Here is a 12,929-nt window from a genome sequence, read left to right on the forward strand (position 1 = left end):
CTGTAGAACTACATATGTATTTTTTCATTTTTATTACCTACTACGTATATTTCAATTTTTGGAAAACAATAAGTTTAAATAAAGGCAATTACTACTTGAATCAGAGGCTCAGCTCTCCCTAACAGCCGGCATATGGTTCTCGCCTCATTCGATTGGGGGCCTATCTGCAGGAAGGTTGTTACTCTACTCATTGACAATAGGTCTCCAGTAAGAGATGCCAGATCCTGGGCAAGCGATCCTATTATCGTTCGTTACGCGTATATGATCCTGCTGAACCCTGGTAACCTGGTTGGCATGCTCTGGAATGCTCGGACAGCCCTCTCCTAGGGAAGGAACTCACAGTCTCTTCTTCAGCCATTATGTGTGCAAGCGAGCCAGAAAGCTGGTTCTCACCTCATGGGGGATAAAAGTTTGGGGTATATGAAATTGATGATTCTTTGCAGTTCTTGCTGATCAGGTACAGCTACTATCAAGCGAACAATGTTGAATTTGTCTGTTATAATGCGTACTGAGGGGCAGAGGCTAAGTAACTAGCGCTCTGCCCCTACAGTGGCAGCTCTGTTGGCGATTAGACGACAGGGGTGAAGCCCTGCATCGCCTGAGCGGCGGTCTGGGTATCAACTAGGCTTTCGAAGGGAGGAGCCGCCGAGATCAAGCCTGCTTGGATATCAAAGGTTGTAGCTAGATCATAGGAGTGTTTATCAATGACCGGAGTGGTCGGATAGGCGTTCTTGAGCACCTCCTTTGCGGCGGCGATTGTTTTGTCATCGACCTGCGTGTATTTTTGGAGTATCTTCATGGCCTGGTCAGGATACTTCTGAATGAAAGTGAGAGCCATAGCTATGGCGCGCACGAGAGCCTTGATAGTATTCGGCTTCGCACGGATGAGACTAGCTTTGGCATAGAAGACGGCATTCAGTTCACCAACCAGCTCGGGGATGTCTCCTTTCAAGGGGCTAATCCAGACGTGTCCTAGTCCTTGGGATTCGACGGTTTCTCCAACAGGCTCAAAGAAGCTAAGGGCATCGACACGCCCGGCCTTCATAGCAGCCACGGCACTAGCCACAGTGGGGCCGAGAGCGACAAGGGTGGCATCCTTATTGATATTGAGGCCATAGCGACGGAAAAGATAGGTGACGAAGGCTCCCGTCAGCCCTGTAGTAGAGACGACACCGATCTTCTTGCCGACGAGGGCTTTCACCTTAGCCTCCAGGGGGCTGCTTTCTGTCAGACCTGTCTGCTCCTGCAACTTGTTGCTGACAGTAATAGCTCCAGCCAGCCCTGTTTGTAACTGACCAATGACTCGCACATCGGCATCCACACGCGAGGCAAGAAAGGCCTCAGTGAGCAAGCCGCCAATCGCCACTTCAATGGCGCCAGAGTGGATAGCTTCGGCCATCTGGGGGCTGGATGGCTCGGTCTGAAATGGTAGCGGATAGACGGTCAATCCCTGGGCCTGGAAGTAACCTTTGTCCATAGCAACAAGGTCAGCCAGGTAGCCGCTAGAGAGGCTGTTAATAGCCACTTTTAGCTTCATGTCATCGGTAACGGTACTACTTTGCCCTAAACCGCAACCAGCAAGATTGATAATTGCCAGTATGAGAAGCATCGCCAACGACGATGCTCGGAGAGAAATACGGAGCTTCATATACCCTCCTCCCTCTTATCAGGAATCAAATAATGACTAGGCAAAGGGCAGTATGTCCCTTGCCACTTTCATTGCTGATCACTACTGTGCAGCTTCAGGCCAGCCTTCCAATGAGAAGTCTTGCGATCGATAAGGTTCACTACTGCATTCAGCAAGCCAGCGATCACCGTCAAGACTAGGAGAGCAGCGAAGATGCCGGCAGCGTTGAAAGACTCGCCAGATGACTGAATGAGATAGCCAATGCCTCGGTTGGCCCCAATCTGTTCTGCGACAATGGCCCCAATGAGGGCATAGGGGATGGCAACATGCAGGCCAGTTAGGACCGAACCAGTTGCTGAGGGAAGGATCACCTTGAGGACAATATCGCGCTGTCGTCCACCCATTAAGCGTACGGCGTCGACAAGATGCTGATCGACATTGCGCACCCCATTGATCGTATTGAGGAAGATCAGAAAGAAGACGGTAACAGCTGCTAGCACCACCTTCATTGGAATCTCGATCCCCAGCCAGAGAATGAAGAGAGGCGCCAAGGCGATCTTGGGAATGCTATTCAAAGCGATGATAAAGGGGTTGAAGATGCGCTCGAGCGTGGGCTGCAAGCCAAAAAGAAAGCCCAGGATTAAGCCACTGGCAATCCCGAAGAATAGCCCCAGCAGAGTTTCCTCCAAAGTCACAACCGTATTCGCAATCAGCGTACTCTCGTACCAGGGGCTACCATCGCTAAGCCAGGTAATGGTCTGGTGTAGAATTGCCAATGGATTGCTCAGGAAGGACGCATCGAGAATTGTCCCAGAAGCCAGCTGCCAAAAAACCAGGGCTCCCACGACTAGTAGTATGCGGGCACCATAGATCAGCCATTGCTGGCGCTGCGAGCGACGCCGCGCTTGTCTTACCAGAGCAGAAGGAGCAACCAGCGCTGACTGTGAGGTCTCAGGCTTGAACTGGTCAACCAGGCTCATAGCTTCACCTCCTGTCTCTGCACTTGCGAGCGAGACTCCATGAGAGCATCCCAAAGACGCCGATGAAGACTGGTAAACTCTGGGCGGAAACGAATATGGAAGACATCGCGAGGGCGAGGCAACGTCACAGGCTCATCAGCGATAATGCGTCCCCCCGCTCCCAGTACCAGAACGCGATCGCCTAGGAGGATGGCCTCTTCCAGGTCATGAGTCACAAAGAGCACGCTGGATCGCTGTCGGGACCAGAGCGAAAGTAATTCATTCTGAAGTTCCAAACGCAATTGCGCGTCAAGTGCTGCAAAAGGCTCATCCAGCAAGAGCGTTTCCGGCATGGTTACCAACATGCGGGCCAGGCTGGCACGGCGTAGCATGCCTCCTGAGAGTTCGTGAGGATAGAGCTTCTCGAAACCTGCCAGACCAACGAGGCGAATGAACTCAGCGGCGCGCCGCCGTCGCTCAGGAGCTGCTACCCCACGGATCTCCAGAGGCATTTCGACATTGCGCTCAACGCTTCTCCAGGGCATCAGGGTATCTTTCTGGGTCAGATAGCCTACTTCTAACCGTGGTCCGCTAATGGGAGCACCCTTGTAGTAGACCGCTCCTGAGCTTGGGGGAAGCAGGCCAGCGACAATATTGAGCAGAGTCGTTTTGCCGCAGCCACTCGGTCCAGCGATGACGACAAAGCTCCCACTCTCGATATCAAGGTTCATGTTGCGCAGAACCGCGATCTCTTGATCATTACGAACGAATGATTTACTGAGCTGTTCAATATGTATGACAGTGCTCATGCAGCTGCTCCTTTAGGCCCTGGAAGCGTAAACGAAGTGACCAACACTGTACCTATGTCATGCCTCCCAAGCGCGTCAGGCTGCTACCCCGCTAATGCTAAAAGCCTGGCCTGGCAATCACCAGGAAAGCCAGCTGACGAAGGGGAGATAGAAATGTCTTACCTGCTACCGGCCCTATCCTTTGCTGTAGCACCCCTTAGGCAAAGGTTGGCTTGATCAGAGGATTGGCCTTTTCTAGTGCATATGTCCTGTTGCTGTCTCTCAAAAATCCAGTTAAGCATGTACACCGTAAGTTAATTTCTTAAGAGGCAATTGCCTCTATCTGACAAAGTGGACTCAGGTTTGCTGATCCTCAGAGAGGCGCTTGGCGGTAACGAGCATGTGATAGAGTTTTTCCGTTTCACTGTTTAAAGCCTCTGGAGGAACGAAAGGAAAGATCTCTCGCCCATACTCGTATCCCTTGCGCACATTTGGAATAAAGCTGGCCTGCCAGCCAAAGGTGGCCAGCAAGGCAACGGGATCATCGATCGCCCCGATCCAGGGGGCCCCGTTCTTCCTAGTCAACTGAATGCGCGAGCTTGTCAAAGGAGAAGAAAGCATGGCGCTGTGAATGGCATCGAAGCCGAGCCAGCTCCCTGGCGCGGCCAGACGGCTCAGACGGGCCAACAGTTGGCAAGTTTGCTCCAGAGGGATGTAGAAGAACAGCCCCTCCACTAGCCAGATTGAAGGTAACGCCGGGTCAAAGCCCGCTTCTACTAGGTGGCTTTCCCACGGGGCTGAAAGCAAGTCGGCAGCCAAGACCACGCGCTGGCAGCGAGGCTGAGCCTGATGGAACTGAAGAACGCTTTCCTTATACTCAACCACGTGGGGTAAGTCGATCTCGTAGAAACAAGTCTTCGCAGGCCAGTCGAGGCGAAAGGCTCGTGTGTCAAGACCAGCAGCCGGCAGCACGATTTGACGTATTCCCTCCTCATGTGTCAACCGCTCAAGCCACTCATCAAAATAGCGTGTGCGTACAATGATAGACCCGCCTTTATCTTCTCCTTTTTCGAGGATACTGAATCCCTCGCTGCTTGCCAGGAGGGCCGCCAGAGGATCATCGAAAAGATGATCCGGTCGCCGGCTCTCATAGGCTCGGGCCGCTGCTGTCAGGTGAGCGGTTACACTAATACGCTGCCTGGTTTCCTCTTGTGTGTCGCCCATGATGGATAGCTCCAAGTGCTCGTGATTTCTGCTTAGGAGAGCTAATTTGCTTCTAATTGAAGAGCTTGACTTTACCCTTTTCACTGGATCTATGATATAGAGCCTTGTCAATATCTCTCTGGGGAGAAGACCCTAAAGGACCGGGCTTCTCTATCTATGAAAGGATAGTATTTTCTGCAGACTTATGCAATATATGTCTGGCATTTTTATGTGATCTTAATATTTGGGGAAAGCATCGTCTGTTAAAATAACTAAGCGAGGAGTCGGCTCTGTGGTAAGGACCCTATAAAGCAGCACTAGAAAGCGGTTACCGCCTTTCCCCGAATTGTGGAGCTCTATAAATTGGAAGGGGTCAGGAGCTTGATAGCGACCAGGCTCCTAGCACCTCGTTTGCAACAGGAAGAGCCTTGATCGATGTATCGCCTGGACTTTGAAACAATGAAGCAGGTCATGCGCGAACATCGCAAAACCGGACTCCTGTATGCCGATCTTCCTTCGGGAGTCCCGGGGATGCCGGAGCCATGCCGCGTAGAAATCATTTTGCGCGCAGGGAACATCGTTTCCTGCTTCTTTGTCGGCAGAAGCGGACGGCGCCTCAAAGAGGAAGACGCTTCGCCAAAGCTTGCCCGCCTTGGAAAGCTCGACTGGACTTTTGTCCCCCAGGAAGATGTTCCCATTGAGCCGCGCTCTACACCTGGACAGACCAGAACCACTGCCACAGGGTCCTCGACTTTTCCTCAGCGCCTGCTACATCTGGAGCAATGGCAAATGGTCGGCTGGTCGCGCATGCATCGGATGGTCTTCGCCCTGGCTGATGGCACACGCTCCGTGGAGAAAATCGCGGAAATTCTCTCAACCTCTCCAGAAGCGGTGCGCGCTGTCCTGCGTGATCTCCAGGCGATTGGAGTCATCCGCTTGTGAGGATAGGAAACAGCCTGCGCAACCGGTCAGACCAGTGCTTCTGAAAGAGCGCCAACACCTGGATGGAAGAAGTGCTCTGCTCAAAAGGCTAGCATTCTTCCTCCCTGTTGCCTACTTGTCAGGCCAGTTTCTTGCTATTTCACTGCTACCCGTCTTGCAAAAATAAGGAAGGAAAGGCTTTCCGATGAAGAAGATCACCATTGCTGATCTCGATACACAGAGTACTGATGCGCAAGTGCCCAGCTACCTGGCCTCTGAGCACCGTGAAAATCGCTGGCTGCGCTGGTGGTACTGGCTAGCCTCTCCCTCGATGCCTCCAGCTTCAGCCTCCTTCCAACGTCGTGAGCTTTTCCGCCGCGGACGCACTGGCAGTCAGATCCTGCCTGCCCTCTACGTCCTGCTGATGGTGGCGCTCCCCGCAGGCTTTCTCGGCACCAATTTCTACCTCGTGCCAATTGTTATCGTCTGCTTCCTTATGCTGATCATTGCCACAGTGCTCAATCGCCTTGGCCTGGTCAATGCTGCCGGCTTTGTGGTAGTCCTAACCTTCATGTTCTTCCCTATCGCTGATATCGTGACCACCCCTGGCGGCATCAATATGATGGATCTGCCAGTCTTCGGTATGCTGATCCTCCCACTGGTCTGCGCAGTCTCTTTCCTGCCGCCCTGGTGGGTCTTCCCCGTTGCTCTGATCAACTGCCTTTTTACCTTCTTCGCCCTGACCCAGCTCCCTCAGACCCCCGAGCTGATGGGCATGCTTGAAATTAACTTTACTGGCATCATTAGCCCTATCCTCATCAGCCAGATCATCATCTCGGTAGTGGCCTATGTCTGGGTCAGCAGCACAGTTCATGCTCTGGCGCGTGCCGACCGCGCTGAGGAGATTGCTCGCCTTGAGCATGATCTCGCCATGCAAGCGGAGGCCGCTGCTCGCCAGAAGGAGCAGCTTGAGAATAGTATTCAGAAAATCGTCGAAACCCATACGCGTGTAGCTAATGGTGATTACAGCGCCCGTGTCCCTCTAACAAGTGATAATGTACTTTGGCAGATATCTGGCTCACTTAACAACTTGTTAGCTCGTATGCAGCGATTGCATCAAGATTCTACGGAGCTGCAAAAAATGAAACAAGGCTTCTATCAGCTGCGGGAGGAGAACAGACGCCTACGCGAGACTGTGCTGGCTCTCCAGCAGCTTCGCGAGGAAGAGGGTCGCTCACGAGGGTCGTCGCCCAATCTCTCGCAGTTTTCACCGGACAGCCCTAGAAAGCTCATATGGCAAACCGGCGAAGAGCGTTTCTAAAAGCTGGCCTCTGGTAGTCTTCGAAGGCTTCGACCTGTCTCTATTTTGGATTGGAGCAGAAAGCAGCAGCCGGCTCCCGTTGTCTCTATTTAGCTTATCTGCTTGATTGATAGATCGCTGACCTCGTCCGCCCCGCTGGTGCTCACTGGCTAGGGAAGATCGCCAGTAGAGTAGGATCGCTCTCTCCTAGCTGGATGAGGTCGCTTCCTTCAAGCTGAAACAAAAGCAAGGCTCACACGTATCTTGCGTATGGTATCATAGGTATCGGCTGGCGAGAGACCGGGCGGCATGCCTCAAACTGAGTCAGGCACCTAATGAGTTCCTTTATCGACTATTACGCGGTGCTCGGGGTAGAGGCCACAGCCTCTCCTGCTGAGATTAAGGCTGCCTTCAAGAAATTGGCGCTTCGCTATCATCCTGATGTCTATAAAGGTGAGGATGCAGAGGAGCGCATGCGCCTCCTCCTGGAGGCTTATCAGACCCTCAGTGATGCCAAACTGCGAAGCGAGTACGATCACCGTCGCCTTCAGCAGCTTGGCCTAGCAACTCCAGGCCGTCCGGAACTGGCGCGGCGAGGAGAGGCCAGCTCTCGTGCTGAGGTCTCTCCGCATGCCCGTCGGGATCGCCACCGCTATTATGATTTTCCTGCCCTGGATGGCCCTGCTACCATCTACCTGGGCGAGACGATCTATAGCCTAGGCGCAGAGCAAGCCACCATCCTCAGAGAGAAAGGGATGCTGCGTGGTAGCGTTAGAGGCGGCAGGGTACGCAAGGATGGAACAATCCATCTCCGTCTCTCGGGCAGCTCAGAGGCGCTGCAGGGAGAGATGCTCTACTGCCATCGCTGCCATGAGCGCTGGCCAGCTCCCGAGGAACAGCAGGCTGCATCGCTCCACAAGGTAACATGCCCGCGCTGCCAGGCGCTTGACTGGTCAGAATACTTGCTACTGCGCTGTCTTCACTGTCGGGCCGTCTTTGAGAGCGAGCAGATTCGCTATGAGGTCGGAGTCTACCGCTACGGCGGGGGAAGACTCTGCCATCCCTACGAGCTGTTCCCACTCTGTCCCTATTGTGCGCGGGCTCGCTGGTGCCCTGCCGAAGATGAACGCCTTGAACATGAGCGCGCGGCAGCAGCACGCCGACGCAGTCTCTCCTTGCTCCTGGCCTTGGCGCTTCTCCTGGCAGTGGTAGCCGTCCTGAGCCTGATGGCACTGAATACTTTGATTCATTAAAAATCGGAAAATAGGTCGAACATTGTCCTATGCCTGGCGCCCTCGTCTCTCTGTGGCATTGGGGAAGAACCAGCTCGTAGCACCTGAAAAATTGAATAGACATAAGCAAGAGAGAATTGCATGACTGCCTTGCATTTACAGGGGATTTATCCGCCAGTCCCAACATTCTTCACTGCCGAGGAGGAACTTGATCTAACAACCCTGGAGGGCCATCTCCAATGGCTGGCTACCAATGGTATTGCTGGCTATGTTGTCCTCGGCTCCAATGGCGAAGCGCCCCATTTAACGAGTGAGGAGCGCGACCTTGTGATTCGCACAGCCCGTGAGGTGATCAATCAGCTCACTCAAAGCCAGAAGGAAGAAGGTGCTAGCCCTCCTCGCCTCCTGCTACTGGCTGGCTGTGGAGAGCAATCAACACGGGCTACTGTTGCGGCCTGTGAGCGAGCGGCGCGTGCCGGAGCCGATGCTGTGCTCGTGCTCCCCCCCTTCTATTTCCGTGGTCGCATGAATGGAGCAGCGCTCCTAGCGCACTACCGCACCGTAGCTGAGCACTCCCCTCTACCAGTCGTCATTTACAACATGCCAGCCAATGCCGCAGGCCTGGACCTGGAGGCATCGCTGATCTGTCGTCTAGCTGAGGAGCATCCCAAGATTATCGGCCTCAAAGATAGCGCTGGGAATGTTGCCAAGCTGGCGCAGATTGTTGGTCACCTTACCGACAGTCGTCCCGACTTTAGCGTACTGGCTGGAAGCGCCGGCTTCTTGTTACCTGCCCTGGCGGTTGGAGCCCGCGGAGGAATACCGGCGCTGGCTAATGTTCTTCCTCAGCAGGTCTGTCACGTACAGAGGCTCTTCGAGGCTGGTCAGCTAGAGGAGGCGCGCCGCCTACAAGCGCGCCTGGTACCTCTCAATACCTTGCTCACCGCGACCTACAGCGTTGCTGGTCTCAAAGCTGCCCTGCAGTTGCTTCGAGGCTATGGCGGGCGGCCCCGCTCGCCCGTATTGCCCCTTGATGATCAAGAATTGACCAACCTGAAAACGGCGCTCGCTCCATTCTTCAGTGATGGAGAGCAGACTCACTAGCCACTGCTCCTGCGCTGAGCGTGAAGCCCAGGTGATGAGCAGAACCGCCGTGATCTAGACATGCTCGTTGAGGCAGGGACTGCTCATGAGCAGTCCCTGCAGCTTCTCTACTCCACGGTAAAGGTGGCCACCTGAGCTAGCTGAGCATCGCTGCAGTTGGAGGTCGAGCACCAATAGATCTCAACTGTTCCCTGACCGGCGAGATGATAGCGGGCCGCGAAGTAGCCTGCATCATAATTCGTTTGGATTTGAAGTATTTTGCTATCCAGAACCTTTGAATAGTCTAGATACCACTTGGCTTGTGCATAACCACTACTGCCTTTCTTGATCTCAAAAGTGGCGTAGATGGTCTCGCCAGTCTTAAAGGTGGTAGTCAAATGCGTCGGTATGACATCATTCACCTGATCAGCCATCTGTACCTTTGTGATAATAGCCGCTGCTGGGGCTGCGATTGGCGAGCCTGATGGCGAAGGCCCCTGTGAGTAGGAAGATGGAGCGGTGGGGGAGGCCGTGGGTGTGGGCGGAGTGGTGGCTGTAGGACTCCCTGCTAACGCAGTAGCAGTGAAGGCGGTAGGGCTAACGCCAGAAAGAAAACTGACGAGTGAAGCGGTGGTTCCGCTTGTAAGACAGAAGAATCCGCCGCAGCAGGCCCCGATGACAACCAGCAAAATGGCGCCGGTGATCAGCAATACCTTACCGAGGTTACTCTGACGTGGCGGCGTTGTAGGCGGGCCATAAAGGGGCTGACCGCCTGGGGCGTAAGGTCCCAAAGGAGGAGAGGGTGAGCTGTAAGGGTCAGAGGGAGAAGGGCCATAGGGAGAGCCTCCCGAGGGACCGTAATGGGTAGCCGGCGTAGGAGGAGGGGGAGGTGTTCCCTCATGGGAGGTCTGACCAGCAGTGTTGTATGGGGTAGGATTGCCGCAAACGGGGCACGAAAGTGCTCCTGGTGGGAGCATTGTCCCACAACGATTGCATTGCATAGGAAAAACCTCCTCGCTTAGGTGAACCGGCAGCCGAAGGTTGATAGATGAGATCAGGGCTGTAATCTGCAAACACCAGAAAAAGAGCTGACGAACCCTATCGAGGTCTCTCTTCCTATGCACGCGTCCTCGCCTGCTGGCCGCTCAGCTTACAACCCCCTCCAGTCCTCCGGTCTGACTTGCTCGCTATTCCAGGATAGCACGCAATGCCTGAGCTGCCAAGTAGCTAATCGCTACTCTCGTTCTTCTGCCGAGAAAAACGATCGCCTGAAGGATTATTTGTATGCTGTGTGGCCGCCTCAAGCAAAGCACGACACGCCAATAGTGAGCAAGATGGCACGGGGCTCAGAGGCCGCGGGCGCCTTGCCTGGCTAGCCTGTCACAACAGTAAATGTGACATGCTGGGCCAAGACGCGATCTGTACATTGCGTTGTGCTTGCCCAATAGAGATCGACGCTGCCGGTGCCGGGTTGGCCATATATGGCATAAGAATAGCCAGATTGGCTGTAGGGCCTGACAGGAAAGGCAAAGTTTGTCACACTATTGCCATTCAGATACCAATAAACGCAGACAGCACCAGCCTGGCCGTGAGGATGAAGAGCAAAAGTAACGTAAATGGCCTGATTAGTCTTAAAAGTTGTAGTTACCTGAGTAGGCTGGCCCGTCTGGGTATTGATAGCGCTGGCAAGCTGAGGCTGATCGATGTATGTCTGTCCCGGGAGCGCCGTTGCGGAAGGGGTAGCAGTTGCGCTGGTAGCGGTAGATGTAGCTGAGCTGCTTTTCACAGTTGCAGTTGCCATGTTCTGCAAACTGGCGCTGCCTCCGGAGGGATTGACCACCATATTGGTGGCCATAAACCAGACAAAGAGCAGGATAATCGCTGCTGTCACCAGGCATGCGGCGGAGGCGAAGAAGCCCAAGCGCAGGTGGCCAGGACGGTAAGGAGCGGCCTGAAGCGCCGTGCCTGGTGAAGCCGGCGGGGTGGGCGAGAAATCATGTGACAGCGCTCCTGACTGCGCTGGCGTCCCGGGTAGCCAAAGCGGCTGCTGTTGTTGCTGCTGTGATTGCTGTACAGGCTGAGGCTGGAAGACGGTTGTTGGACTAGCAGGGTCGACCTCGCTCCAGTCCCCGTTCCCTAGAGGCAAGGGAGTTGGCTGAGGCGATAACGCGGATTGGGGCCAGCTAGGAAAGGGCATTTGCTGAACAGGAGCCGAAGCAGATACTGGGCTACCAGGCTGCGCCTGGGGCATGGGCGTCGGCGTTGGGACAGCTCCCCACTGATATTCGGACGGCGCTACTCTATCAGAGGCCAGGAGCGGTGACGATGAGGAGACCTGACCCAGGACGGCACCGCAGCGAGGGCAGCGGCTATCTGTCCACGTAGGTGAGAGCGGCAGGCCGCAGTGCGAGCACCTTCTCATCGATTGTTTCTCCCATACATACTCACGAGTGATCTCAGCGTTATTTCCCGTTACCTTTTTAGTAACGGTTGACAGAGGAGCCGAAGAGCGACTCTTCCCCTGAAAAGGCTATCAGCTTGAGCCGTGACAAGGCTGGCTGGATAGGACAGCCCGGAGAGGGCCAGAGAGTTATATACTGACCGCTATCTATGATATAATGTGGTTCAAGTTCGTAGCGGTCGCTGCTGAAGTACCACGGGCAGAGGATAGCACATCTCTCTGAAGCAGAAAGGTCGGATAAGACATCTGGCCTGGTTGACCTGAGAATATCTGGCCCTTTTCCTCAGAGGTAAAGCGCTTCTTCCAGCCGTGGCTTGTGAGAGAGGCAGTAACCAGAACAGGGTGACAGGACGTGTCGCAACAGTGTGAAGTGGAGCAGGTGCTTGGTCAACACCTCTCACGATTGCAAATATGCTTACAACGTGTATCGGGCGCAAGCTCTGGCCCCGAGGAGGGGAGCGATGCCTGGCTGTTCCTCCAGGCACTGATTGGCGAGGATGAGGCTGAGCTACAGCGCCGCTTTGAACAGTCGGGGCGCTGGCTGGCGGAGCAAGGAGGGAGATTAGACTCACGCCTAGAGGCCATGCAGGCCTATATCGAAGCCCTCAGAGAAGAGCTAGAGGCCATTTTCGCCGATCAGCCCCAATTCCTGACCGCCGCGCTCGCGCGCCTTTACCGGCTGCAGTCCACCTGCTCGCTGGCGCTGACTCGTGGCTACCAGGAGGCGATCATTCAAATCGCCGATGAACAGCGGCGTTCGCTGGAACGCCACAGCCGACGGCTCTTGGCCCTGCAGCGCATCAACGGCATTAACAACTCCAGCATGGACCTGGATCAGACGCTGGAGATGACCGCGCGCATCGTTGCCGAAGAATTGCAGGTCTCGTTATGCGCGATCTTCTTTTACGACGAGTTGCAGCGTCTCTTGACGCTGAGGGCAACGAATGGTCCCCGCCCTCTGGGAGGCATGCATTTTACCCTGCGCCTGGGCGAGGGCTACAGCGGCTGGGTTGCCGATAAGGGGCATCCCTTGCTAGTGCGAGACGTAATGGCTGATCCGCACTTCGCTGCTGAAGCCACCACCTATGATACAGAGTATCACGGCTTAATGGCGCTTCCCATTATCTTCTTTGGCTCAGTCGAGCGCCTCATCGGGGTCATCAGCGTGCAATCGGAAGAGCCGCGAGACTTCACCCCTGATGAGATGAACTTTCTGGAGGTGGTTGCAGGGATCATTGCTATTAATGTCGAAAATGGGCGTCTCTATGAGCAGACCGATGAGCAGCTAAGGCGCAAGGTGCATGAGCTAGCGACCATTCACCGTGTCACCACGGTCATTGCGCGCACATTGAATC

11 protein-coding genes are annotated in these 12,929 nt (G+C 54.6%); 5 read left to right on the forward strand and 6 right to left on the reverse strand.

What is annotated here, in order from left to right; all coding sequences use genetic code 11:
* Positions 1-568: 568 nt before the first annotated feature.
* The 4 genes from IRZ24_RS09330 to IRZ24_RS09345 form a co-directional block, all read right to left on the reverse strand.
* Positions 569-1,648: an ABC transporter substrate-binding protein gene (locus IRZ24_RS09330; RefSeq protein WP_297162977.1), complete on the reverse strand. Its 1,080-nt coding sequence runs from the start codon at positions 1,646-1,648 to the stop codon at positions 569-571.
* A 68-nt stretch (positions 1,649-1,716) separates the two neighbouring features.
* Positions 1,717-2,607 carry an ABC transporter permease gene (locus IRZ24_RS09335; RefSeq protein WP_297162980.1) on the reverse strand — a complete coding sequence of 297 codons (891 nt, stop codon included), beginning with the start codon at positions 2,605-2,607 and terminating at the stop codon, positions 1,717-1,719.
* Positions 2,604-3,395 carry an ABC transporter ATP-binding protein gene (locus IRZ24_RS09340; protein ID WP_297162983.1) on the reverse strand — a complete coding sequence of 264 codons (792 nt, stop codon included), beginning with the start codon at positions 3,393-3,395 and terminating at the stop codon, positions 2,604-2,606. The genes IRZ24_RS09335 and IRZ24_RS09340 overlap by 4 nt, the downstream gene beginning before the upstream one ends.
* Positions 3,396-3,731: 336 nt before the next feature.
* Positions 3,732-4,598 (reverse strand): SAM-dependent methyltransferase, encoded by an 867-nt coding sequence (locus tag IRZ24_RS09345; RefSeq protein ID WP_297162986.1) that lies wholly within the window; start codon positions 4,596-4,598, stop codon positions 3,732-3,734.
* A 414-nt stretch (positions 4,599-5,012) separates the two neighbouring features.
* Here IRZ24_RS09345 and IRZ24_RS09350 point away from each other — a divergent pair, with 414 nt between their 5' ends.
* The 4 genes from IRZ24_RS09350 to IRZ24_RS09365 all read left to right on the forward strand — a co-directional run bounded on the left by IRZ24_RS09350 (position 5,013) and on the right by IRZ24_RS09365 (position 9,134).
* Positions 5,013-5,519, forward strand: a complete 507-nt coding sequence (locus IRZ24_RS09350) for a hypothetical protein (RefSeq protein WP_297162989.1) — start codon at positions 5,013-5,015, stop codon at positions 5,517-5,519.
* 184 nt (positions 5,520-5,703) lie between these two features.
* The gene (locus tag IRZ24_RS09355) at positions 5,704-6,819 is read left to right on the forward strand and encodes a hypothetical protein (RefSeq protein WP_297162992.1); all 1,116 of its coding nucleotides are present in this window, start codon (positions 5,704-5,706) and stop codon (positions 6,817-6,819) included.
* A 314-nt stretch (positions 6,820-7,133) separates the two neighbouring features.
* Positions 7,134-8,051 carry a J domain-containing protein gene (locus IRZ24_RS09360; protein WP_297162995.1) on the forward strand — a complete coding sequence of 306 codons (918 nt, stop codon included), beginning with the start codon at positions 7,134-7,136 and terminating at the stop codon, positions 8,049-8,051.
* A 120-nt stretch (positions 8,052-8,171) separates the two neighbouring features.
* On the forward strand, positions 8,172-9,134 hold the full coding sequence (locus IRZ24_RS09365) for a dihydrodipicolinate synthase family protein (protein WP_297162998.1): 963 nt from the start codon (positions 8,172-8,174) through the stop codon (positions 9,132-9,134).
* A gap of 107 nt (positions 9,135-9,241) precedes the next feature.
* Here the strand turns inward: IRZ24_RS09365 and IRZ24_RS09370 are convergent, their stop codons facing one another.
* Together IRZ24_RS09370 and IRZ24_RS09375 are read right to left on the reverse strand one after the other, a co-directional pair.
* Entirely contained in the window at positions 9,242-10,114 is an 873-nt protein-coding gene (locus IRZ24_RS09370) for a hypothetical protein (RefSeq protein ID WP_297163002.1), read from the reverse strand.
* Between the two features lie 371 nt (positions 10,115-10,485).
* Positions 10,486-11,259: a hypothetical protein gene (locus IRZ24_RS09375; protein ID WP_297163005.1), complete on the reverse strand. Its 774-nt coding sequence runs from the start codon at positions 11,257-11,259 to the stop codon at positions 10,486-10,488.
* A 667-nt stretch (positions 11,260-11,926) separates the two neighbouring features.
* Here IRZ24_RS09375 and IRZ24_RS09380 point away from each other — a divergent pair.
* A partial coding sequence (locus tag IRZ24_RS09380) for a GAF domain-containing protein (protein WP_297163010.1) occupies positions 11,927-12,929 on the forward strand: 1,003 nt, incomplete at its 3' end.

The organism is Thermogemmatispora sp., assembly GCF_019683755.1.
In the GTDB taxonomy this organism is placed as follows: Bacteria; Chloroflexota; Ktedonobacteria; order Ktedonobacterales; family Ktedonobacteraceae; genus Thermogemmatispora.

Coding starts and splice junctions, on each gene's coding strand:
- IRZ24_RS09330 (WP_297162977.1), bottom strand. CDS start 1,648: ATGAAGCTCCGTATTTCTCTCCGAGCATCGTCGTTGGCGATGCTTCTC.
- IRZ24_RS09335 (WP_297162980.1), bottom strand. CDS start 2,607: ATGAGCCTGGTTGACCAGTTCAAGCCTGAGACCTCACAGTCAGCGCTG.
- IRZ24_RS09340 (WP_297162983.1), bottom strand. CDS start 3,395: ATGAGCACTGTCATACATATTGAACAGCTCAGTAAATCATTCGTTCGT.
- IRZ24_RS09345 (WP_297162986.1), bottom strand. CDS start 4,598: ATGGGCGACACACAAGAGGAAACCAGGCAGCGTATTAGTGTAACCGCT.
- IRZ24_RS09350 (WP_297162989.1), top strand. CDS start 5,013: ATGTATCGCCTGGACTTTGAAACAATGAAGCAGGTCATGCGCGAACAT.
- IRZ24_RS09355 (WP_297162992.1), top strand. CDS start 5,704: ATGAAGAAGATCACCATTGCTGATCTCGATACACAGAGTACTGATGCG.
- IRZ24_RS09360 (WP_297162995.1), top strand. CDS start 7,134: ATGAGTTCCTTTATCGACTATTACGCGGTGCTCGGGGTAGAGGCCACA.
- IRZ24_RS09365 (WP_297162998.1), top strand. CDS start 8,172: ATGACTGCCTTGCATTTACAGGGGATTTATCCGCCAGTCCCAACATTC.
- IRZ24_RS09370 (WP_297163002.1), bottom strand. CDS start 10,114: ATGCAATGCAATCGTTGTGGGACAATGCTCCCACCAGGAGCACTTTCG.